The following is a 25,051-nucleotide window of genomic DNA, read 5'->3' as shown; positions in this document are numbered from 1 at the left end:
AGCGTAAAAGGGAGTGCTTGCGAAGTGAAATATATCCTCATTGTGGATGACGAACCGATGGTTCGGATGGGGCTAGCCCAGCTCGTCAGACAGTGCAGCCCCTTGTTTCGCACGGTTGTCGCAGCGAATGGCATCGAGGCACTTGAACAAATCAACAAACAGCGCCCTGATTTGCTTCTAACCGACATTCGTATGCCGAAGATGGATGGTCTGGCCTTGTGCAAAGCCATTCAAGAGCTGCAAGTGAATTTCCCTGTTGTTGTCATTTCTGGTTATGATGATTTCTCTTACGCGCAGAAATGCCTTACTTTCGGCGTCAAAGAATACTTACTGAAACCGCTTACGGAACATGAATTGTATCCCGTGCTTAATAAATTGCTCGTACAACAGGATCAGGTGAAGCAAATCTCCTTCTTTCAAATAGAGGAGTGGCTGGAACGCGTTGAAGCAACGATTTGGTCTGGGGATTTGGATGCCCTCCATGCCCTACTAGATGAGTGGTCACAAAGCGACATGTTGAAAGGGATTCAAGTTCAGCAGTTGGATCAGATGATGGCAGATGGGTTGAAGAGTGTAGTCAAAAAACTGAACGCTCGTGGCTTAGTGACTTTTACGACGCAGGCTTCGCCAGTACAATTGAATAGCTTGACGGAGGCTATGGACTATTTACGGTCAGAGTTCGTCTATCTGTATCATCAATTATTTCAATGGCGGGGTGGGAATCAGAAGAGCTTGTTTGAAGAAGCGAAAACCTACATTGACAATAACATTTCCGAAGAGTTGAGCCTCGAAGAAGTGGCAGAGAAGATGGGACTTGCACCTACCTATTTCAGTTATATTTTTAAGAAAATGACGAATGAAACATTTGTTCAATACCGTATGAAGAAGCGGATCGAAATGGCTAAGAAACTTCTCGAAATGCCGCACTATAAAGTTGTTGACGTGGGTGTGACGATTGGCTATCAGAACTATCCGTATTTCACTAAGATTTTCAAGAAGATGACCGGCTGCTCGCCGACGGAATACCGCAGTATGTTGGGGATCAAATAATGAGATCTAGCTTGGCATTGCGTATGTTCGTTTATTTCGTGATCGTCATTGTGATATCTTCCTCTATTGTCGGCCTAGTCCTGTATGTTCAATCCACCAAGGAAGTGGATAAGCAAACCAATGAGCTCTTAACTCAAATCGTCGATAATGCGATGAATCATACGGATATGTATTTGAAGAAATACGATCGCGCTACCGTTTCGATGATAACTTCTACGAATGTGAAAGAGTTTTTGAATTTAGATGGTAACAATTTCATTCCATATTTTCTATCTATCAGACCGATGAAAGAGAAGGTCTTTCAGCCACTTTTTATTAATAATCCTGAAATTAGTATGGTGTATTTGCTCGGATATAACGGGCTTAGCATCTATGATCATAATGCGGATACGTCAGATTTCAGCAACTCGATCCTGCTGGATAAGCTGGACTCCTTGAAAGAAATTACAAATAAAGACGGCAAATTAACGATTATGGATTGGAGTTTTCTGGACGGGAAGCTAGCACTAACACGGAAAATCTCAGATCGCCAGACATCGAAAATCTTTAAAGGGATACTTGGCATTGAGCTTAATATAGAAGAGTTGACATCTTTGTGGAAGGGTATTCGTCTTGGGGAAACCGGTTATTTCTATATTGTAAATGACACGGGGAAAATCATTTATCACCCAATGTCCGGCATGATTGGCAAGCAGTTGGACACTAAGCTTTTTACCAAACTGCGTGAAAATCAAAATCAGATTTTCAATTATAAAGACGATGTTGAACGTGTCCATTTTAACCGAAGATCGGACTATACAGGCTTGACGTTGGTAGCATCCATGCCGCTTGATGAGCTTAGAGCCCCTGCGCTAAATATTCGTAAAACAACGGTATACACCTGTGCGATTGCGTTAATCATTGCGTTGATTCTTGCCTACCGATTCGGGCAATCCATCATTCGGCCCATCAAAATGCTCGAAAACGGCATGCGCAAAACGGAAAAAGGTAATTGGACACATGTCGCCATCAGCGGTAGAACGGACGAAATGGATCGTCTTACGATCAGCTACAATATGATGGTCTCACGACTGCAAGAGCTTATGGAGCAAGTGTATGCCGAGGAGTTGAAGAATAAGGAATATTTGCTAAAAAGGCAGTCTGCCGAATTTCAAGCGTTGCAATTGCAAATCAATCCTCACTTTCTTTACAACACGCTCGAAACGATCGTCTGTTATGCCGTCGTGCAGGATTCGCAAGAAATCAAAGAGATCGTTAGATCTCTGTCGTATATGCTTCGTTATTCGGTACGTGCCGACTTAGAGGAAATAACGGTTGCCAACGAGTTAAAGCATGTGCTGCATTTTATGAACATTATGAATTACCGCTTAGGCCACGAGTTTGAAATTGAAGTGACGGTTCCACCGGAGCTTTTATTGAAAAAAATGGTGCGCCTCACCCTACAGCCGTTAATCGAAAATGTGTTTAAGCATGCTTTTCCTGATGGCATCGAGAGCCACCATCAGATCCGTATTGATGCCTGTATGGATGAGGATGATTTCATCGTAACCGTTACGGATAATGGCGTGGGTATAACGCCAGAAAGACTGGAGGAGCTGCAGGCTAAGCTGGCAGAACAGCATGTGAGCACGTCACAGCTGCCAGTTCGTATAGAGCGCGAGGGTGGAATCGGATTAGCCAATGTACACAGCCGGATTCAAATTGTTTTCGGTGAGCAATATGGGTTAAGTATTTGCAACAATGAGATTACGACAGGTGCTCAGCTAACGTTGCGCATGCCGAGTCAACGAGATGAGCCGAGATACGCCTCAGCTGCAATAGCGATATAGTGAAACAGGATGGAGTTCCTTCAATAGGAGGTACGCCATCTTTTTTTGTGCGAAAAGATACATGGAAAACCATAAATTAGTTATCTAGGTGCTTAAAAAACTAGTATGTTCGCCTTCTCTTGAAAACGTATCATGAAGATAACAAAAGAGAGGAGGAAGCCTGGAGTGGAAATCGTCAGTAAAGTGACTAGCTCACAACATAAGGTAAGAGCCAATTTCGCTAGTAAGTTATTGGCTAACATTAGAAAAGTGCCTCAATTGTATCTACTATCCATACTGCCCATCTTGTACATTCTCATTTTTAAATATATACCGATGTACGGTGCAGTTATTGCCTTTCAGGATTATGTACCTCATAAAGGTTTTTTTGGAAGTGACTGGGTTGGATTGAAGCATTTTAAAAACTTTTTTAACTCCTACGAGTTCTGGAAGGTGATTAAAAACACGCTTGGCTTAAGCTTCTACAGCTTGCTTGCAGGTTTTCCATTCCCAATCCTTCTGGCACTTTGCTTAAACTACGTGAATCGGTCTTTTGTCAAAAAATCGGTGCAGTTGATTACCTACGCCCCGCATTTCATTTCGATGGTCGTGATGATGGGGATCATCATCCAACTGCTCGATCCCAAAACCGGTATCGTCAACATGATTATTGCACAACTGGGCTTTGAGAAAATCGATTTCTTCGGAAATCCGGATAACTTTAAGTCACTGTATGTCTGGTCAGGTATTTGGCAAAATGTAGGCTTTGGCTGTATCATTTATTTAGCTGCTCTGGCAGCCATTGATCCTTCTCTGCATGAGGCCGCTGTCATGGATGGTGCGAGTAAAGTTCAACGCATGAGGCATGTGGATATTCCCGGGATTTTGCCGGTTGCCGTTATATTGTTGATTCTTAGTGTTGGGAATTTAATGGATGTTGGTTTTGAAAAAGTGCTGTTGATGCAAAATCCACTGAATCTCAGTTCATCTGAGGTTATTGACACCTATGTGTATAAGGTGGGCCTGCTCTCTACGGGAATTAAATATTCCTACGCTTCTGCGATTGGATTGTTCACCTCTGTCATCAATCTTATTTTATTGTACACCGTCAACAAAGCAGCCAAAAAATTAGGGCAAACCAGCCTGTGGTAGAGAGGTGCAAAGAAAAGAATGAAGTCGACCCGAATTCAAGAATCGAGAGGCGATCAACTATTTAATATCGTGAACTACACGGTGCTTTGCCTCTTTACACTGTCTGTCTTATATCCGCTCATTTATGTGTTAAGCGCTTCCTTCAGCTCATCAACGGCTGTCATTTCAGGAAGAGTATGGTTGTGGCCTGTCGATATCACATTGCAGGGATACGAAGCCGTATTCAAGAACAATCGCGTGTGGGTTGGGTTTGCCAATTCATTGTTCTATGCGGTTGTAGGAACCATCATCAATGTGATGATGACCCTGATTGCAGCGTACCCTTTGTCACGTAAGGACTTCTATATTCGCAATGGGGTAATGGCTCTCTTTGTATTCACCATGATGTTTGGCGGAGGGTTGATACCTAACTATCTCTTGATTAAGGAACTAGGTATGCTAGATACCCGCTGGGCATTGATTATCCCAGGTGTCATGAGCGTCATGAGTGTCATCATTGCAAGGACGTATTTCCAAACGACGATTCCCGATGAAATCTTAGAAGCCGCACATCTGGATGGGTGCAGTGATTATAAATTTCTAGTGAAAATCGTGGCACCCTTATCAGGACCTATCATTGCTGTGCTCTCGTTATTTTACGCTGTAGGACATTGGAATACCTATTTTGCCGCTCTACTTTATTTGAAGTCACCGGATCTGTTTCCCCTTCAAATCATTCTGCGTGAAGTGCTTGTGAAGAACACATTTGATGAAGAAATCATCACGGATGTCGTAGGTGCAGCACAACGAGAAGGTATGAGAGAACTTCTCAAGTATTCATTAATTGTTATTGCGACAATTCCTGTTTTAGTTGTTTATCCTTTTATTCAACGTCATTTCGTTAAAGGGATGATGATCGGTTCACTAAAAGGGTAAGCTTATATACATTTTATAGATAAATAAGGGAGGATTTTCACATGCAAAGAATGAAGTTGTGGGGCCCAGCGATCAGCCTAATCTTAAGTGCAACAGTGGTGCTAAGCGGTTGTAGTAAAACATCGGATACGAGCTCTGAGGCTACGAAACAGCCTGATTCAACAGCAGCAGCACAGAACGAAGTCGTAAATCCACCGGGGGTGCTTCCGATTACCAAAGAGAAAACGACACTCAAAGTATTGTCGCGAACGAATCCAGCGGTAGAAAATTTTGCAACGAACGAGTTTACTAAATGGCTGGAAGAAAAAACGAACATTCATCTCGAGTGGGAAGTGGCAAGCGATCCCAAACAGAAGTTAAATATTTCTCTTGCAAGCGGTGACTATCCGGATGTTTATCTAGGATTTAACATTGATCAAATCCAGTTGACCTTATATGGCAAAGACGGTGTGTTTATCCCACTGAACAAACTCATCGATAAATATGGTGTTGAATCCAAAAAAATGTTTACAGCACTCCCGTACACGAAAGAACTCTCTACTTCACCAGATGGTAACATTTATGGTCTACCGTCAGTTAACGAGTGCTTTCACTGTACACAGCCTACCAAATTATGGATTAATCAGAAGTGGCTCAATGCGGTTGGTATGAAGATGCCAACAACGACAGATGAGTTTTATCAGGTATTGAAAGCGTTTAAGGAGAAAGACCCGAATGGCAATAAAAAAGCGGATGAAATTCCGTTTATCGGAGCCAACATTGCCAACTCTTACATTGATACTTTCCTCTTGCAAGCCTTTATTGACAGCGACCGTAATATGCAGTTTATGAAAGACGGCAAAATAAACGCAGCCTTTACGCAACCGGAATATAAGGAAGGACTTAAGTATATTAACAAGTTGTTCAAAGAAGGCTTGGTTGATCCGCAATCATTAACGCAGGATCGGAATCAATTAAGAAAATTGGGTGAAAATCCAGACAATGTGATCTTGGGTGTAGTTGCGGCACAACATCCTACAATTTTCAACACATTGGAGGGAACACGTTGGTTGGATTACGTTGCTGTGCCGCCTTTAAAAGGTCCTAATGGTGTCCAAGCATCCAAATACATTCCACAAAGTATTACATCTGGATCATTTGTGATTACGAACAAAGCCAAGAACCCGGAAATTGCCATGCGCTTAGCAGATTTCCTTTACTCCGAGGAGGCCACCAATCGCGCCATTCTGGGCAGACCGGACATGGAATGGAAAGTAGCTGGTCCAAATGAGATCGGTATCAATGGCAAGCCTGCCAAATATACGTTAATCGGTAATACTTCCCCTGGAGCAAAGAATGCAACTTGGGGACAAGTGGGTCCTTCGCTGCGTACGAACGAATGGCGTTTAGCACAAACAGCTGATCCAAAAAATCCGCTGGAAGACATCCTGTATAAAGAAACGTTGACGAAATATGAGCCGTATAAACCGGACCCTAAGAAGATGATTCCGGCTTTAAACTTCACAAACGAGCAGACGGATGAAATCGCTAATATTAGTAAAACGATTGATGATTATCGGAAAGAATCAACCGCGAGAATGATTATCGGGGACTTGGATATTGATAAAAAATGGGATGAATATTTGAAGAATTTGGATAATATGAAACTGCCGAGGTACTTGCAAATCTACCAACAAGCATTCGATACAAAGAAAAAATAAGGGCAAGACCTTTAATGACTAATGGGAACTATGCTTCGCCTGCCTTATGGCAGGTGGGGCTTTTCTCAATTCGATAAAGGATGTGGAAGCTGTGCCCATAACAAATCACATGTTGTATCATCAGCTTTCCGATTTAAGAGTGAAATTACTATATGCGAAGCATTCCGTATGTACCCAGGACTGGAAACATCTCAATTTTATTCCCGCTTATAATAAATTCTATTATATTTGTGAAGGCGAAGGATGGATCCAAATTGAGGGAAAGCTGTATCAACCGAAGTCTGGGCAATTGTTCTTCGCTCCAGCAGGGGTTAACCAGTCCTTTTCAGTAACAAACGGTCCACCGTTTACCATGTACTGGTGCCATTTCACATCCAATATTCGTTTCAATCAACTCTTTCGATCGATCGAGATCCCCCCTATTATTACTGTGGGGAATAGTTCGCGATTGTTGGGTTATTTCGAGGAATTGATTATCAATCGAAGGCATGTTGGACTGACATCTTCTATTAAAATCCAGGCGGCCTTGCTTGAAATGATGGCTTTTTATATCGACGAAGGATGGAAGGAAACAAAAATAAATATCAAGCTTTCATCCGTGAACAAATTGGTTAACACAATCAAATACATTGATGAGAATTTGGACAAAGAATTGACCATTCAGGAGCTATCGCAAAGGGCACATTTTCATCCCAATTATTTCATTCGTTATTTTAAAACACATTTCGGCGTCTCGCCAATGCGGTATATTTACGATCGAAGGATGGAGAAGGCCAAAGAACTACTCGTGTACTCTTCCTTCTCTGTGACCGAAGTGGCTTATATGACAGGCTTTCAAGATGGCTCCTATTTCTCAACCACCTTTAAAAAACATGTAGGCATGTCACCATCCGAGTATCGTCAGGTTTATCAACTAGGTTAGTTTAACAAAAAAAGTAGTTAGTAGCCCTTATTCCTATTTTTATGAAAACGCTTTAATATGAGTGGGTGAATGAATAAGGAGGTGCGATATCTCCAATTAATGATGTTGCATGGCATGCCATGAAGTCGAGCATGATGTCAGCAAATACCCCAGCCGATGGGGATGTGTAAAGAGGGTTGTATAATGTCAGCTTTCATCATTTCTCACCTCAAGAAGAAGCATTATGGTTTTACGTTCTCCCAAAAACAACTGATTTTATTTGGACTCATGTTTGCTTTTCTCATTGGTATGTTCCAGGGAAACCATGCCTCGGCCGCCGGGCCAATGGTGGTTGACAGTTTCGATGGACCCATCACTCAGAACGAAATAAACTCCTTCAAATCCTATATTCAGACGGTGGAGCCTGTTGTCTGGCCCAATACCGGTTCCATGCAAAGCGAATATGCGCAGGGTAAAAGTGGTGAGAACATCAAAGCGATGGGTCTCATGTATGAGTTAACGAATGATACGGAAATCCTCGACCGTATGATCTATTTCTGTGACGTGCTTCTTTCCCAGCGAAACGATATTCTCCCTGCTCCATATGGGCAGCGCACAGTATGGACCAACACGATTGCGCCAGTATGGCCAGGGAATAATACGGGTACGGCTACTGCTGACTCAGCCAATGGAGACTCGATTGGTCATCTTGCCTATTGTGGCAGACTGATCCTCCAGACTCCGGCAATTGCGAATACGACTGTTCCAATTGGCGACGCTTATGGGCATGGCGCGACCTATGTTCAACGTGCAAATACCTTTATTACTGAGGCCGATTATGTGGTTAGCCAATTCCTCTTTCCGAAGCTGTTAGATCTTTCGAGGGGGAATAAACTGTATTTCCAAACGCAATCGCCTTACATGCCAGGCGGCGTATTCCCGTGGAATCAGCAGATGATGATCACATATGGCTTACAGAATTTAGCAGCGGCTCATGCGATTAAAGGAGATAATCCTTCTCTCGTTTCACAATACGACGGGATTGTTCAGACGAATCTTAATTGGTTTTTTAGCGATAATTCAGCCAAACAAACTTATACGGACAGTAAAGGAAACACAGCCTATAACTGGGGCTATAATCCGACCCTACTGGGAGGCGAAGATTCCAATCATGGCGCACTGGATATATCAGGCTTTTATCGAGCGTTTCTGATCGGTCGTTATGGTATTACAGCGTCGATGATGACGCCATTTGCCAACATGTATGCCGATGTAATGATGAGGGGACCTGGTGATTACGCGGGTCGAGTTGACGGAACGGACGGGACGGGGCATGGTGCGCCGACGACTTATCCTCGCAGCGGCAATCTCCAATTAGCAGCGCTCCGCCCGGATGTTTATTACACGTTGGCTAATGCGACCATGCCTAATATGACAAGTACAACGATGGCTTCATTCGCCCGTCTTATGTATTTGAAAAACCAAAGATACACGGGCAGTGATACGCAAGCACCGACTACACCGACCAATTTGACCGCAACCGCAGCATCAAGCAGTCAAATCAATTTGAGCTGGACGGCTTCTACAGATAACGTGGCCGTTACTGGTTATAACGTCTATCGTGGTGCAACATTAGTCGGTACTTCTACAACGACATCCTTCACCGAAACAGGACTCAGTGCTTCGACGGCCTACAACTATACGGTAAAAGCGAAGGATGCGGCAGCTAATGTATCAGCAGCAAGCAATACAGCTAGTGCAACGACATTGGTCTCATCTGGCAATCTCGCGTTGGGCAAAACTTACAGCGCGTCCACCACATGGAGCGCAGCATACTTGGGGGATAAAGCCTTTGACGGAGATACAGCGACTCGCTGGTCTGCATCGAGTGGTTCCTTTAACAATCAATGGATTAGTGTTGATTTCGGCTCACCTGTCACGTACAACCAAGTCGTGATCAAAGAAATTTCGTTCCCAAGGGTCACGGCATACAAGCTCCAGTCCTCGACGGATGGAACGACCTTTACGGATATAGCAGGAACCACAGGAACGACAATCGGTTCTAATAAAACGATTACTTTTTCGAATGTAAGCTCCAGATATGTCAGGCTTTATATCACTTCAGCCAGCAACATACCGAATATCGAAGAGATGGAAGTATACGGCACAAGCGGAACGGATACTACAGCACCATCGGCACCGACCAATTTAACAGCAAATGCGGCATCCAGCTCTCAAATTAATTTGAGTTGGACAGCTTCGTCAGACAATGTAGGGGTAACAGGGTATAATGTCTATCGCGGTGCCACATTGGTCGGGACTTCGACGACAACGTCTTACAGTGATACAGGACTCACTGCCTCAACAGCCTACAGTTATACGGTAAAAGCGAAGGATGCGGCAACTAACATTTCAGCAGCAAGCAATACAGCTAGTGCAACGACGCAAGCGCCTTCAGATACCCAAGCGCCGACAACACCGACGGGCTTGACTGCAACGGCAGCATCTAACAGTCAAATCAATTTGAGCTGGAGTGCTTCGACAGATAATGTGGGGGTAACGGAATACAATGTATACCGGAATGGCACATTAGTTGGGTCTTCAACATCGCCATCATACAGCGATACGGGGCTTAGTGCTTCGACCGCATACAGCTATACGGTAAGAGCAGAGGATGCTGCAGCAAACTTGTCCGCAGCAAGCAATACAGCTAACGCAACGACGCAATCGGGCGGGGGCAATCTCGCTTTGGGCAGAACGTACAACGCATCTACGATTTGGAGTGCCACTTATCCTGCGGCGAATGCGTTTGATGGCAGCTCAGCTACCCGCTGGTCAGCATCAAGTGGTTCCCTGAATAACCAATGGGTCAGCGTCGATTTGGGTGCCGCCACCTCGTTCAATCAAGTCGTTATCAAAGAAATTACCTTCCAGAGGGTGACGGCTTTCAAGCTTCAGTCCTCTAGCGACGGCACGACCTATACAGATATTGCAGGTACATCGGGCACCACGATCGGCGCAAGCAAGACGATCAACTTCACAGGTGTGAACGCCAGGTATTTGCGATTATATGTAACCACTGCCAGCGCTGTACCGACAATCGACGAGATAGAGGTATACAACAACATTGGGAATCTCGCTTTAGGCAAAACGTATAATGCATCTACGATATGGAATGCGTCTTATCCTGCCGCAAATGCGTTCGATGGAGATACCACCAATGCGTCCCGCTGGTCAGCATCGAGTGGTTCCCTGAATAACCAATGGATCAGCGTCGATTTGGGTGCGGCCACCACGTACAATCAGGTAGTGATCAAAGAAGTCACGTTCCAGCGAGTAACGTCTTACAAGCTCCAGTCATCGAGCGATGGCACAACCTTTACGGACATAGCTGGAACATCGGGAACGGTAATCGGTACCAATAAAACGATCAACTTTTCCTCCATTTCATCCAGATTTATGCGACTTTATATCAGCACGGCAAGCGATACTCCGACGATAAACGAGATGGAAATATATAATCAGTAAGTCAATTGTCTCTTTTATCTGCGAACATACTTGAAGTGGAGGTATTAGCATGGATGAGATCCAAGTAAGACCTGTCACAAACAGGAGGAACAAGTGGTCAATTGCTGTGATATGCGTTACCCTTTTTATGGCACCCATTCTTTCGCCGGCTTTCGAGCAGAGTGCGCATGCGGCAGGTGAGCAAAAGCCTTTTCCACAGCAAGTCAACTATCCAGGGATTACAAAGCCTGATCATATTTCGCAGTCTCAAATGAATACAGATGTCGCAGCGTACTATAATTCATGGAAATCAAGCTATTTGAAAAACAACTTGTCCTCCTTGCCTGGCGGTTACTATGTGAAAGGGGAAATAACTGGTGACGCAGATGGGTATGTCCCCCTAGGCTCTTCTGAAGGTCAAGGATATGGCATGGTCATTACGGCGTTAATGGCAGGCTATGACGCCAATGCAAAAACGATTTACGACGGGCTATTTAAGACAGCTAGGGCTTATAAAAGCACACAAAATGCCAACTTGATGGGTTGGGTAGTGGCAGATAACGCGGGCGCACAAGGACATTTCGATTCGGCGACTGACGGTGATATGGATATTGCTTATTCCTTGATTCTGGCTCATTATCAATGGGGATCAGCAGGAACGATCAATTACTTAGCGGAAGCCCAAAAAATGATTACGGACGGAATTAAAGTCAGTAATGTTACAACCAATAATCGATTAAACTTGGGCGATTGGGATGGCAAAAGCGTTTTGAATACGAGACCGTCTGATTGGATGCTCTCTCATTTAAGAGCCTATTACGACGTTACAGGTGATCAAACTTGGCTGAATGTCATTAACAATCTGTACAGTGTTTACAGTTCGTTCAGCACTTCTTATTCGCCAAGTACAGGGCTGATTTCGGACTTTGTTGTCGGTAATCCCCCGCAGCCAGCTCCCGCCAATTATTTGGATGAGTTTCCTGAAACGAACGAGTATAATTACAATGCGGCTCGCGTACCGCTCCGAATCGTTATGGACTACGCGCTCTATGGAGATGCGAGAGGAAAAACAATCGCTGACAAAATGGCTGTTTGGATTAAGGGGAAAACAGGCGGTAATCCAAACAATGTGAAAGACGGTTATAAGTTGGATGGAACCGTGACTGGTTCAGCTAGCGGACCAGCAGGCGTTTTCGTCTCTCCTTTCATTGCAGCAGCCGTTACGAACAGCAGCCATCAAGCCTGGATCAATGCAGGATGGGATTGGATGAAAAGCCATAAAACAGGCTACTACGACGAAAGCTATACGTTGTTAAACATGCTTTTCATCTCAGGTAACTGGTGGAAGCCAGTGGCAGGTAGCACACCGGATACACAAGCGCCGACAGCACCAACGAATTTGACAGCATCTGCCGTATCGGGCAGTCAAATCGATTTGAACTGGGCGGCTTCAACAGACAATGTAGGCGTAACGGGCTATGATGTATATCGTGGAGCTACTCTTGTCGGATCTTCGACGACAACTTCATACAGCGATACGGGACTTAGCGCATCGACAGCTTATAGCTATACGATCAAAGCCAAAGATGCGGCAGGAAACGCATCCGCTGCAAGCAACACAGCAAGCGCAACGACGTCATCTTTGTCGGGGAATCTCGCTTTAGGTAAAACATATAGTGCTTCAACGACATGGAGTGCATCATATTTAGGTGATAAAGCGTTTGATGGTGATGTTGCGACTCGTTGGTCTGCATCGAGTGGTTCCTTTAACAATCAATGGATTAGTGTTGATTTCGGCTCACCTGCCACGTACAACCAAGTCGTGATCAAAGAAATTTCGTTCCCGAGGGTCACGGCTTACAAGCTCCAGACCTCTAGCGACGGTACCACTTATACAGATATCGCCGGCACGGCAGGTACGACAATCGGTGCCAATAAAACGATTAACTTTGCGAGTGTGAACTCCAGGTATGTAAGACTGTTTATAACCACAGCCAGCAACATACCAAACATCGACGAAATGGAAGTATATGGCCCAAGCGGAACAGATACAACGGCACCAACAGCACCGACAAATGTGACAGCAACGGCAGCATCAAGCAGTCAAATCAATTTGAGCTGGAGCGCTTCGACAGATAATGTGGGCGTAACGGGGTATGATGTCTATCGTGGCGCTGCCTTGGCCGGATCTTCGACGACAACTTCGTTTAGTGATACGGGACTCACAGCATCAACCGCATATAGCTATACGATAAAGGCGAAAGATGCGGCAAGTAATGTTTCTGCTGCTAGCAATACGATCAGCGCAACGACTTTGGCAGCAGGAGGCAATATCGCATTGGGCAAAACATATAGTGCTTCAACAATATGGAATGCGTCTTATCCTGCCGCGAATGCGTTTGATGGCGACATCTCGAATACCTCTCGTTGGTCCGCATCCAGTGGTTCTCTGAATAATCAATGGATTAGCGTCGATTTCGGTGCTGCCGCCACGTTCAATCAGGTAGTGCTGAAAGAAATCACGTTCCAGAGGGTAACATCTTACAAACTGCAGTTCTCGAACGATGGCACATCCTATTCGGATATTGCCGGAACATCGGGAACCGCGATCGGTCCTAGCCAAACAGTGAACTTCTCTCCGGTGACTTCCAGGTACCTGAGGCTGTACATCAACACGGCAAGCGCGGTACCGACGATTAATGAGATTGAAGTGTATAATTAATAAAGACATGAACGACTACATAGCCGTAATAGGTTATGTGGTCGTTTTTTCGCACAGGAACTTAGCTACGGTCCACGATTAATGGAGAATCATAATTTTGTTGAATAGGTGCTTAAAAAACTAGTATGCGAGCAAGTGACACAAAAACTATGATAAATGATGAAAGCGATTACAATAAATCGCAAAAATAAGGAGGGTACATAATGTTAGCTGCAAATCCAGCGAAGATGACAAAAGGATGGCGTAAATTACTGGTCTCATGCTTGGCGATTACGCTAAGTTGCTCGGGAATATGGGCTCCTTTAACGCCAAACACATCTGCTGCCACAGGGGCGCCTATGGTGGTTAGCAGCCTAGACGGTCCTGTCACACAAGAGGAGATTAATTCATTTAAGCAATATATCTTATCTACTTCTGTCGGTCTGCCGGTTAGTAATATAGGCAATGATTTCGTCTATGGTCCTAGCGGTCAGAATGTAGAAGCAATGGGCTATATGTACGAAATTAGTGGAGATCAAGCTATACTCGATCGGATGATTTCATTTAGCGAGAATATGCTTTCTGCTAGGAATAATCCAGTTACCGGCCGTGTTTTATGGAATGGAAACAGGGAGCTGGCATGGCCAAACAAAAAGGTTGGCGAAGTTAATAGTGATGGCTTGCTCATTGATGGTTATTCAGGCAGCGAGAATGGCGATGTGATCGGACATATTGCATACAGTGCGAAACTGATTCTTCAAAACAAGTCATTGTGGAATAAAGTTGTTCCTTATGGCAATGGCTTGCTATACGGTGAGACCTATTTGCAGCGCGCGAAATCATACATTACCGAGTTAGATAAATCCATGGATACGTATATGATCCCGAATTTCGTAAAGCCAGATACATTGCGTCAATATTGGCCGAACGATACACGGTGGAGTACCACAGGAAGTGGAGCACCTAATTCCGCTATTCCTTGGAATCAGCAAATGATGATCAATAACGGTTTTATGCGTTTGGCGGAATGTCACGAGCTGTTAGCGGACGATCCAACTAGAGTAGACCTCTATGACCGCATTGTCCAAGCGTCGATCGATTGGTTTACGGCTTCCTTACAGCCCTATCAAGTGCAAGGCCACGATGTGTATAAATGGTGGTATGTGGCTGACTACTTCGGCAAAGTCGAAGATGCGGATGGCGTTCACGCAGCAAATGATATTATGGGCATGACGAGGGCATACGATCGTGGGAAATATGGCGTTACGCAAGACACATTAATCAAGCTCGCCAATACGATTCGATATGTAATCTCAACTGGCACAGGTAATTTCTATTGTAAAGTGGATGGACTTCCAACAAGCTGTACATTGACAAATCTCTGGAGTGAATATCTGCATATTTCACCTTACACGACGGATTCAACCGTATATAAATTGCTTGCAAATCCGTACTATATGAGCACGGTATTGACCAGTCCCATCTACTTTGCCCGTATTATGTGGGTGAAAGACCATACGAGCTGGACTCGTCAGGTTGATGCAGATTTATCTCCAACGTGGGAAGCGGAAAGTTACGCGAGCAGGACGGGTTATTTTATAAGAGGGGCTTGTGACACATGCTCCAAAGGCGCTTTCATGCAATCTCCTGAAGAGGGGGCAGCCTCATTAACCTATGATTTGAATGTCACGCATGGCGGCAGTGTGTACCTACATGTGTTAGGCTCCTCAAGTGGTGCAGCTGAAGGAAGCCTCCAGGTATCCGTGGATGAAGGGACTGAAGTTCATTTACCTGTAGCTGTGGGATCGACTTGGGGATGGACGACGGCCGAACTGCCTTTTTCATTAACAGATGGATTTCATGAGGTTAACATAAAATCGCAAGGAAACAGTGCCCGGCTGGATAAGCTCGTTTTGTCTAAGAGCCCTACACCGCCAATTGAATCATTATTGCCAAAATTAACGGATATTCAAGTCAACGGTGTATCGATCGCCAGTTTCTCACCTTCGACGTATACCTATGCCGTAGCTCTGCCGTTGGGTACGAAAGTTATACCAACAATCAGCGCTGTGAGCGATCATATTGTGGAGATTGCGCAGCCGCAGCAGTTGTTCGGAACAGCTGTCGTTACCGTGAAGGATCGACAAGATCCCTATTTGCAAGCTAAATATGAGGTGCAGCTGACGGGTTACCCTATTTACGGTGAGGTGCCGGATCGTTTCATTACTTATCCCATTCAAGCTGTGTCGGCTAGCGCAGGTTATCATGCGAGCTTCCCGCCTGCGAGTGCCATCGATGGTGATTTGACTACCCGTTATGCGGCAAAGGGGATTACGCATTGGATTCAATTCGATCTAGGTGTAGTGAAACCTGTACGTTCTGTACTTCTTGCATTCCTGAAAGGGGATGTCGACAAGTATAACTTTGATTTGCAGGTATCGGAAGATGGCGTCAGCTGGAAGACTGTGTATAGCGGGAAAAGCAGTGGCAAGACTGCAGGATTAGAGATTTTTCAGTTCGGGAAAGAAAATGCGCGATATGTCAAATACAACGGGAAAGGCAATTCCAAAGATACGTGGAACAATATCAATGAGATTTATATTGGCGGAGATTCGGATGTGACCGCGCCAGCCACGTCAGATGATGTGGGAAGCGGATGGCACAAGGATACACAAACGATTCATCTCACTGCTACGGATGGAGGAAGTGGCGTTGTAAATACGTATTACAGTGTGAACGGTAGTACCTTCACAGAAGGAACTACCATTCAGATTGATAGCGAAGGTACGACGGAGCTCAGGTATTATAGCGTTGATGGAGCAGGGAACGAGGAATCTCCGAAGTCCGTCATGCTTCAATTGGATCGAAGTGGTCCTCGTATCACCACATCAGTTTCCATGGCTGTTTACGTAACAGACACCATTCACTTGGACTTTGGCATTACGGATGCCCTAAGTGGCGTTGCCAATCAAACGATTCAACTGGACGGCAAACCGATTGATTCACCGTATGTCATTGAACCGATGTCACTTACACTGGGGAACCACTTGGTTTCTGTTACAGCGACAGATCGAGCTGGCAATACAACAACGCAGCACTATGATCTGCAAGTTCATATGGATGTAGATCACTTGGACGAAGTCTTAGCTGTTGCGAAACAAAAGGGGTGGATCAAAAACGAAGGCATCTACAGAGGCTTAATGTCCCTCGTAAACCTGATTCAGAGGGCTTCCAAACAAGAGCTCAATCCTAAGCTAAATGCACTACAAGCACTTATTCAAGCACAAAAAGGCAAATTCATCGAGGAAACAACGGCAGCCCAATTGCTGGATTGGTTAAGAGCTTTACAGAATTAGACTTAAAGATACCGAACAAGAACCGTCCGGGTGTACGACCTAGGCGGTTCTTTGTGTCATAAACAGCGCTCCATCATAAAAAAAGACATAGGGGTATAAGTATGAACAATGACAAAGGGGAACAGGGAGAGTAACATCGAATCGAAGGTCGAGTATTCACACTTTCTTTGGCAATTTCTGATAAGGAGGTCCTAGCATGCAGTATAGACGATTAGGCAACAGTGGTCTAAAAGTAAGTGAACTCAGTTTAGGCAGTTGGCTAACCTATGGTGGAGCGATCGATGCCAAACAATCGGAATCGATTATTGATAAAGCCTACGAGTTGGGCATAAATCTGTTTGATACAGCGAACGTGTACCACAAAGGAGAGGCAGAACGTGTAATGGGCAGGGCACTGTCCAAGTATCCAAGGGATTCCTACGTGCTAGCAACCAAGGTGTGTGTGCCCATGGGTGACGGACCTAATGACCGCGGATTGTCCCGTAAACATATTAGGGAGCAATGCGATGCCAGCTTGCAAAGACTCGGCGTGGATTACATTGACCTGTATCAGTGTCATAGGTACGACACGGATACTCCGCTGGAAGAGACACTATGTGCGTTGGATGATCTGATTAAGCAAGGGAAAGTACTTTATACAGGTGTCAGCATGTGGAAAGCTGAGCAACTGCTAGATGCCGTTTATATGGCTAAGGCGCTGCGATTACATCCAATTATCTCAAACCAACCCCAATATCATATGTTTCGGCGCGGCATCGAAAAGGAAATTGTCCCCTTAAGTGCAAGGGAAGGGATCGGGCAGATTGTATTTTCTCCGCTAGCTCAAGGGATATTGACAGGTAAATATAAACCGGGAATGCCGTTCCCAAGCGATTCAAGGGCAGCAGATCCTGAGCAGAATGGCGCTATTTTTCAACTGATGAAGGATGAGCAGTTAGGTAAGGTGGAGAAGCTAATACCCATCGCAGAGCGAAATGAATTAAGTGTGGCACAGCTAGCATTGGCATGGATTCTCCGCCTCGACAATGTTGCTAGCTGTATTATAGGTGCTTCACGCCCCCAACAAGTGGAAGAGAATGTTAGGGCGTCGGGGGTCAAGCTATCCGAAACGGATTTATTGGAGATTGAAACGATATTACAGGCTTAGGCTGTTGCAGAAAAGGGGGGGGGGAACTACCATGTCGACGAAGGATCATCTCATGGATAATGCAGAAGCGAATAATCTACAACAGATTCGTTTCCAAGAGGAAGAGGTGCTGGCAGATGAACAGCGCGAGCAGCGAATAGCGTGGTGGCGCGAAGCAAAAGTAGGCATGTTCATTCACTGGGGATTATATTCATTGCCCGGGGGTGTTTGGAAAGGTGATCCCGTCAATGCAGCTTACGCGGAGCATTTGCAGCTGAGGGCTCAAATTCCGATTCACGAATACGAGCAGATAGCCGATCATTTTCATGCTTCACAATTTGATGCGACTGTGTGGGTTCGGGCTGCGAAGGATGCTGGGTTGAAATATATGATTTTTACAGCTAAGCATCATGAAGGTTTCGCCATGTACGATTCGCAAGTCAGCGATTATTCGATTGTTAAAGCAACTCCTTTTGGCAGAGATCCGGTGGCGGAATTAGCGGCTGCTTGTCAGCGCGAAGATATGACTCTTTGCTTATACTACTCGCATGCAATGGATTGGCATCATCCAGATTCCCAAGGAAACACATTGGATTATCCAGCTAATATTGGCGCTTATGATGCGCTCCACACCTGGGAGAAGGATGATAACAAAAGCACCCGTTATGAGCGATACTTACAAGAAAAAGCCTTCCCCCAAGTGAAGGAACTTCTAACACAGTATGGCCCTATCGGCATTCTTTGGTTTGATTGTGGACATAAAATTACGGATGAACAGGGTAAGCAATTTGTGGATTTGGTCCATGACGTGCAACCAGGCTGTTTAGTCAATCGCCGGGTTCGTCGTGAGGGATTCGGCGATTATGAGAACACAGGTGATAATCAACGCCATATGCGAACACCAAGGAGAGACTGGGAATCGATCGCAACGTTAAATCATTCGTGGGGCTATAACCAAACCGACCAACAGTGGCGAAGTTCCGAAGATATTCTCCATGATATGATCCATGTCGTTAGTATGGGTGGGAATTATGTCATCAATGTAGGGCCAACGGGGGATGGAGAGATTGACGCGAAATCAATCGAATTACTTGGCGTCATCGGCACTTGGTTAAAGGTGAATGGTGAAAGCATATATGGCTCTCAAGGAAGTCCGATCGGTAGAACACCATGGGGCCGCTGTACGTTGAAAGGAAATACGTTATATCTGCACGTTTGGGTTTGGCCTGCTCGCGGGGAGCTATTGCTGCCTGGTTTGCTTGATCCAATTCAGAAGTGTTACCTGTTGGGAGATTCGTCGAAACGAAACTTACCCCATCAATTGTTGAATGATTCTGGTGATCATATCCTCCACCTGCCTAGTGAAGCTCTTGATCCAATCTGTACTGTAGTAGCTGTGGAATTCCAAGGAGAAATAGCTTCAAATCCGAAACAAGTGGTAGTTGCCAATGGTGTGTCTCATGTATTCGGGGTATTTGATGGTGAACTAACCGGACAGACAATTCGTTATGATACGGGGAAAAAAGGGAGAGACAATCTTAAAAACTGGTCTTCCATGCAAGACTCAATCTCATGGGAGTTTCGCGTGATAAAGGGTGGCGCATATCGGGTTGCTGCTGTGTATGGGGCAGGTGATTCATCCGTTGGAGGCATCTTCGAGATTGCAGCGGGTGACAATAAGTTAGTTGCTAGCGTCATGCAAACAGGTGGGGAATACGAATTCCAGAACTTTGAGATAGGGCCATTTTATTTTGAAAATTTAGGTGAATATACACTGACTGTCCGGCCTCAAGCTATTTGCGGTGCTGTATTAATGAACTTAAAAGAAATTAGATTAATGAGTGTCTAGATGACGAATAAACAATAGAAGGAGAGCGATAGTATGCTTTACAATTTCATGCCTGCACCTGTGAACGGGGGCTTCCAAATGGAAGATTACTGGGTCTGGTGCGGATCCGTAGTTCAAGCCGAAGATGGCAGATTTCACATATTTGCCTCGAGATGGCCGAAGTCACTTCCGATGCATCCAGGGTGGCTTGTCCAGTCGGAAATTGTACGTGCTGTTGCCGATCAGCCCGAAGGACCCTTTACGTTTCAGGAGGTAGTCCTACCTGCTCGTGGAGCCGAATATTGGGATGGCCGCAGTACACATAATCCGCATATCGTTAAGCATAAAGACAAGTATTTATTGTTCTATATGGGGTCAACACATCCTTTTCCTGATCCAATTGCTGGTGATGGATATGACCTCCAAGATCCGCGATGTATTGTAGCGCGAGCGAACAAGCGCATTGGATTAGCGGTAGCAAACAGTGTTAACGGACCATGGGAGAGACGCGATGTCCCTATTGTATCTACAAGGCCAGGGAAGTTCGACAGCTTCTTAACGTCCAATCCTGCACCATGTGTAGAGGAAGACGGTTCTGTGTTATTAATTTACAAAGCTAGACAATATGAAGGTCATGGCCATGGGAAGATGACGTTTGGCGTTGCGCGTGCGCCACATTATGAGGGTCCTTATCTGGTGATGAGTGAAGAACCGCTATTCCCGCCAGACGTTCATCTGGAAGACCCTTTCATTTGGCGAACAGAGGACGGATATGAATTAATAGCGAAAGACATGGACGGCAATTTGTGTGGTGAAAAGTATGGCGGCGTACACGCATCTTCGACGGATGGCATGAATTGGCGAATCCATCCCTCACTCGCCTATTCCCGAAATGTGAGTTGGGATAATGGGGTCACACGTACAATGGGCAATTTGGAGCGACCTTTTCTATTCTTTCAGGATGGGAAGCCAACGCATCTGTTCGCAGCTACATCGGATGGAACCAAGGGCTTTCATGATGCGACGCAGACGTGGAATATGGTCATTCCGATAGGCCAAGATGAATAACAACTGGATCAACGTAAGGAGGTTGAGGCGTGATGTCTAGAACGGAAGCTGTGCGCGAAGCCAATCTCGCACTAGCATGCGCGGTAATATGTAGTTCAGAAAGTGCGAATGGCGCTGGCAATCAAGCGGTAGATGGTTCCGAAAGTACCTATTGGCATCCATTAGGTTCTGATCAGAAGGATGATAACCTCGTCTGGTTAACGGTTGATCTTGGCCGAAATTTCTCGTTCAATAAAATCCAATTAAAGCTGGCGTCAGGCTTCATAAGTAGCTACCGTATCCGTTATTCTCATGACGGAGTAGCTTGGCAGGATGCGTATAGTCGGCAGACAGCTGTAGGCGGAATTCGAACGGAAGAAATAGCTGTTTTCCCGAGAGTTATCGGACGTTATGTATCACTGGATGTGATGCTATTTGATCCTGAACGGGATGTTCAACTCATCGATTTCGGCATATATGAACAGTCTTCCATTCCGTCGGGTCCCTTGTTAGATCACCTCGTTCTCACTGTTGGAGGCATGAATTACGGTCAAGACGATACGTTAGCAATGCAAGTGAACAACCAAGCGGAACTGGTAGTGAGAGGGATTCTGACAGACGGTTCGGACGCCGATTTGACGAAAGCGGAGGTCACATTTAGCAGTAGCAACGAAAATGTGATGTCGGTAAATGAAAACGGCAAACTGACCAGTCATCAATCAGGTATCACCCAATTTCTAGCTGTTGTAAATTTAGATGGTGTGACCAAAGAATCTAGTTTCTTCGTCGATGTTTTTGATTCAACAGAGTGGGTGGTCGATCTTTCGTTGGAACATCCTTCCTTAGTCTGCGAGACGGGGCAGCCAGCTTTCTTGGATATGGACAGCCCATTTCCAGCATTGCATGTGCGAACGACTGATGCGATGACTGTGCAAGTAACCTTAGTGAATGTATCTGCTGATCAGCAGATGTGGACACATCCAGCAACGAAATTTGCAGCGGGCGAGGCAGCAATATTTACATTTCCTGGCGAAGTGAGGGAGGCCGGGCAATACCGGATAAACATAGAGATTGAAGTAGAAGGTGGACGCACTTACTTTGATGCCTTTTATTTTACAGTCCAGAATCCGCTGATTCCGTTGGAAGGGCAAAGTCGCATCGTTCATATAGGCGAGAATGGGAAATTGGCTTATGTGCCTGATTTCAAGGGGAATCAGATCATCGATTTCTCCAATTGCGGCTATGGTGGAGGCGGCGTAGTGATCCCTGAAATTGCACCCGTTATTTCACTTGAACCCGTGGATGGAGATAATACGACGCACATTCAGGACGCGATTGATCAGGTAGCTGCATTACCTAGATCTTTGTCAGGGTTTCGGGGCACTATTCTACTAAAGAAGGGCGTCTACCCTATTGAAGGTACATTGCAAATTATAGCAAGCGGTATTGTATTACGCGGTGAGGGCCACGAAGATGGCGGCACCTTGTTATATGCGACAGGGACGAAACAGCGGGATCTCATTGAAATTAGAGGGGAAGCATCTCCTAACCTATTACCGGATACACTAACCTCCATTAGTGATCTGTATGTACCATCAGGTGCACGTACGATCCATGTGCAGGATGCTTCTTGTTATCGTGTAGGCGACACCGTCAAGGTGCTTCGATACGGAAATGAACGCTGGATTCATGCTATTGGCATGGATGCGATTCGGATGAGACCAGTTACAGGTGGAACCGTTCAATGGCCTCCGTTCCAACTGGAGTTCGACAGAGTCATCACCCATATGGTCGGCAATTGCATTACACTTGACGCTCCTATCGCGAATGCGATTGAAAGCCGCTGGGGTGGCGGGGCTCTTATGAAATACGAGGATGAAGGCCGTATTGAACAGATCGGTATCGAGGATTTGCGAGTGGTTGTTTCGTATGATCCAGGTATCTGTGACACGAGAATTGATGGCAATGAGGGCACTGCAACCTACATGGCTGATGAGCAGCATGCAATTAATTGTATCTACCTGGATCATGTCATAAACGCATGGGTACGCAATGTGGTTGGCTTCCATTTCCAACACGCATTAGTGCAGGTTGGGCGCGATACGAAATGGATTACTATTCAGGATTGCTCGGCATTCGCATTTATCAGCGTGATTACAGGAGGCCGTCGGTACCCGTTTCATCTCATGGGTGAGTTAACGCTTGTTCAGCGAGCTTATACAGAAACCGCAAGACATGCATTTGCAGTTGATGCGCGCGTTGCAGGACCAAATGTATTTCTCGATTGCGAGTCACAAAAGGATTACAACTCGAGTGAACCTCATCATCGGTGGTCAGTGGGCTGTCTCTATGACAATGTAAAGGGACGCATCCATATTCAGGATCGAGGGTGGTTAGGGAGCGGCCATGGATGGTCTGGGGCCAACTATGTTACTTGGAATACATCGAATGAGTTGCTCTCCCAACAGCCTCCAACCGCTCAAAATTATGCGATCGGACACGTCGGAAGTCAAGGCAAGCCACTCCTCCCAAGTCCCTACGATCAACGTCTTCGCAAGGAAGCCTACTGGGAAAGCTTTGGAAGCCATGTGGAACCCCGCAGTCTTTATATGCAACAGTTACAGGACCGTCTCTTACAACCTAATCTCACATAAGGAGTGAACTAAGTTATGTCCAACGCTGCAACGATTGAAAAGTATGAATACATCATCACGAAGCTTATACGACAAATGAAAAGTTTAAAACCAGCCTTTCAAGAAAATGTTGCGATTGGCATTGTTTCGATGGACAATTGGGAGTGGCCTCAGGGCGTTGGATTGTTTGCTTTGTACTCCTATTATAAGGAGACAGGCAACTTGACGATTAGAAATGAGCTCATTCAATGGTTTGACAAGCGGATCGCTGAAGGTTTACCAGACAAGAACGTAAACACGATGTGCCCAATGCTGACGTTAAGCTATTTGGCTGAGGAAACAGGGAATCCGACTTATGTGGCGCTTTGCAAAGAATGGGTCACCTATGTCATGGAAGACATGCCTAGGACGGACGAAGGCGGGCTTCAACATTGTGTTACCCGGAATCTGAACGAGGGACAATTGTGGGATGATACGTTGTATATGACCGTTTTGTTCGTTGCACGTATGGGTGTCCTGTTACAAGATGATGCCTATTTCCAAGAGAGTATCAGACAGTTCTTAGTCCATCTCAAATATTTATCGGATGTGAAGACAGGACTATTCTTTCACGGGTGGACATTTCTCGGGCATCATCATTATGCGCAAGCCTTATGGGCACGTGGAAATTCTTGGTATACAGCAGGACTGGTCGATTATCTGGATATCGCTCCTCTACCAGCGGGGGTAAGTCAGTTCCTGATCTCGTCGCTCGAACGACAGGTGAGAGCACTTGCCGCACTTCAGCATGAAAGCGGCCTATGGCATACATTATTGGATCAGCCTGATTCGTATTTGGAAACTTCGGCTTCTTCAGCATTCGCCTATGGCATCTTGAAGGCAGTGCGAAAAGGTTTTATTGATGAGCGTTATCGCGCTGTGGGACTGAAAGCACTGGAAGGAGTCATGAGCAAAATTGATGATGAAGGAATTGTCCATGGCGTTTCTTACGGTACAGGCTTAAAGGATAACCTTGATTATTACCGCAACATCAAACAATGTCCGATGCCGTATGGGCAGTCCATGGCATTGATGCTCATGGTGGAAGCATGTAAATAAATCAAACGAATCTCTCTCGGAAGTCCATGCAAGTGAGCATGGGCTTCTTTATATGCCATAGATATCCATATTTGAATAGCGAGTTTAGGTAATGAGGGTAATCAGTTTCGATTTTGAGGATGCATTCACGATTATGATGATGCTTATTTTCAGTGAGTTGTATTAAATTGGAGGAGAGTGTACGCACTCGACTTGAATGAAAGGAGTTCAAAGATTAGATAGGATGCAA

At 45.3% G+C, this 25,051-nt stretch carries 14 protein-coding genes and 1 pseudogene; all 15 read left to right on the top strand.

What is annotated here, in order from left to right; all coding sequences use genetic code 11:
• Positions 1-24: 24 nt before the first annotated feature.
• The 15 genes and pseudogenes from ASL11_RS14055 (at position 25) to bglB (ending at position 24,822) form a co-directional block, all read left to right on the top strand.
• Positions 25-1,050 (top strand): response regulator, encoded by a 1,026-nt coding sequence (locus ASL11_RS14055; protein WP_056615084.1) that lies wholly within the window; start codon positions 25-27, stop codon positions 1,048-1,050.
• A complete protein-coding gene (locus ASL11_RS14050; RefSeq protein WP_056615083.1) occupies positions 1,050-2,879 on the top strand; it encodes a cache domain-containing sensor histidine kinase in 1,830 nt (609 codons plus the stop codon). The genes ASL11_RS14055 and ASL11_RS14050 overlap by 1 nt, the downstream gene beginning before the upstream one ends.
• Positions 2,880-3,044: 165 nt before the next feature.
• Complete coding sequence (locus ASL11_RS14045) at positions 3,045-4,010, top strand: ABC transporter permease (RefSeq protein WP_235550468.1); 966 nt, start codon at positions 3,045-3,047, stop codon at positions 4,008-4,010.
• A gap of 18 nt (positions 4,011-4,028) precedes the next feature.
• Complete coding sequence (locus ASL11_RS14040; protein WP_056615080.1) at positions 4,029-4,925, top strand: carbohydrate ABC transporter permease; 897 nt, start codon at positions 4,029-4,031, stop codon at positions 4,923-4,925.
• 41 nt (positions 4,926-4,966) lie between these two features.
• Positions 4,967-6,625 (top strand): ABC transporter substrate-binding protein, encoded by a 1,659-nt coding sequence (locus ASL11_RS14035; protein ID WP_063795568.1) that lies wholly within the window; start codon positions 4,967-4,969, stop codon positions 6,623-6,625.
• A gap of 91 nt (positions 6,626-6,716) precedes the next feature.
• Positions 6,717-7,547 carry an AraC family transcriptional regulator gene (locus ASL11_RS14030; protein ID WP_162261636.1) on the top strand — a complete coding sequence of 277 codons (831 nt, stop codon included), beginning with the start codon at positions 6,717-6,719 and terminating at the stop codon, positions 7,545-7,547.
• Positions 7,548-7,730: 183 nt separating this feature from the next.
• A complete protein-coding gene (locus ASL11_RS37170) occupies positions 7,731-11,054 on the top strand; it encodes a discoidin domain-containing protein (protein WP_056615077.1) in 3,324 nt (1,107 codons plus the stop codon).
• Between the two features lie 163 nt (positions 11,055-11,217).
• Positions 11,218-12,387 (top strand): annotated as a pseudogene (locus tag ASL11_RS37465) (glycosyl hydrolase family 8); the annotation flags it as partial.
• Positions 12,385-13,755: a discoidin domain-containing protein gene (locus tag ASL11_RS37460; protein WP_235550491.1), complete on the top strand. Its 1,371-nt coding sequence runs from the start codon at positions 12,385-12,387 to the stop codon at positions 13,753-13,755. The pseudogene ASL11_RS37465 and the gene ASL11_RS37460, both read left to right, overlap by 3 nt.
• Positions 13,756-13,958: 203 nt before the next feature.
• On the top strand, positions 13,959-17,090 hold the full coding sequence (locus ASL11_RS14015; protein ID WP_056615074.1) for an OmpL47-type beta-barrel domain-containing protein: 3,132 nt from the start codon (positions 13,959-13,961) through the stop codon (positions 17,088-17,090).
• 196 nt (positions 17,091-17,286) lie between these two features.
• The gene (locus ASL11_RS14010) at positions 17,287-18,237 is read left to right on the top strand and encodes an aldo/keto reductase family protein (protein WP_056615071.1); all 951 of its coding nucleotides are present in this window, start codon (positions 17,287-17,289) and stop codon (positions 18,235-18,237) included.
• Between the two features lie 31 nt (positions 18,238-18,268).
• On the top strand, positions 18,269-20,065 hold the full coding sequence (locus ASL11_RS14005) for an alpha-L-fucosidase (RefSeq protein WP_056615069.1): 1,797 nt from the start codon (positions 18,269-18,271) through the stop codon (positions 20,063-20,065).
• Positions 20,066-20,098: 33 nt separating this feature from the next.
• Positions 20,099-21,112 carry a glycoside hydrolase family protein gene (locus ASL11_RS14000; protein WP_056615067.1) on the top strand — a complete coding sequence of 338 codons (1,014 nt, stop codon included), beginning with the start codon at positions 20,099-20,101 and terminating at the stop codon, positions 21,110-21,112.
• A 32-nt stretch (positions 21,113-21,144) separates the two neighbouring features.
• The gene (locus ASL11_RS13995) at positions 21,145-23,745 is read left to right on the top strand and encodes a discoidin domain-containing protein (protein ID WP_056615063.1); all 2,601 of its coding nucleotides are present in this window, start codon (positions 21,145-21,147) and stop codon (positions 23,743-23,745) included.
• Positions 23,746-23,760: 15 nt separating this feature from the next.
• Positions 23,761-24,822 (top strand): beta-galactosidase BglB, encoded by a 1,062-nt coding sequence (gene bglB, locus ASL11_RS13990; RefSeq protein WP_056615058.1) that lies wholly within the window; start codon positions 23,761-23,763, stop codon positions 24,820-24,822.
• Positions 24,823-25,051 lie beyond the last annotated feature (229 nt).

It is taken from the genome of Paenibacillus sp. Soil750 (assembly GCF_001428045.1).
GTDB lineage: Bacteria > Bacillota > Bacilli > Paenibacillales > NBRC-103111 > Paenibacillus_E > Paenibacillus_E allorhizoplanae.
The sequence above is the reverse complement of the archived record's forward strand: the minus strand, read 5'-3'. Positions and strand labels throughout refer to the sequence as shown.

Bases quoted from the DNA above. Each gene is read 5' to 3' on its own strand.
- ASL11_RS13995 (WP_056615063.1), top strand. From the start codon at position 21,145: ATGTCTAGAACGGAAGCTGTGCGCGAAGCCAATCTCGCACTAGCATGC.
- ASL11_RS14040 (WP_056615080.1), top strand. From the start codon at position 4,029: ATGAAGTCGACCCGAATTCAAGAATCGAGAGGCGATCAACTATTTAAT.
- ASL11_RS14005 (WP_056615069.1), top strand. From the start codon at position 18,269: ATGTCGACGAAGGATCATCTCATGGATAATGCAGAAGCGAATAATCTA.
- ASL11_RS14000 (WP_056615067.1), top strand. From the start codon at position 20,099: ATGCTTTACAATTTCATGCCTGCACCTGTGAACGGGGGCTTCCAAATG.
- ASL11_RS14035 (WP_063795568.1), top strand. From the start codon at position 4,967: ATGCAAAGAATGAAGTTGTGGGGCCCAGCGATCAGCCTAATCTTAAGT.
- bglB (WP_056615058.1), top strand. From the start codon at position 23,761: ATGTCCAACGCTGCAACGATTGAAAAGTATGAATACATCATCACGAAG.
- ASL11_RS37170 (WP_056615077.1), top strand. From the start codon at position 7,731: ATGTCAGCTTTCATCATTTCTCACCTCAAGAAGAAGCATTATGGTTTT.
- ASL11_RS14010 (WP_056615071.1), top strand. From the start codon at position 17,287: ATGCAGTATAGACGATTAGGCAACAGTGGTCTAAAAGTAAGTGAACTC.
- ASL11_RS14015 (WP_056615074.1), top strand. From the start codon at position 13,959: ATGTTAGCTGCAAATCCAGCGAAGATGACAAAAGGATGGCGTAAATTA.
- ASL11_RS14050 (WP_056615083.1), top strand. From the start codon at position 1,050: ATGAGATCTAGCTTGGCATTGCGTATGTTCGTTTATTTCGTGATCGTC.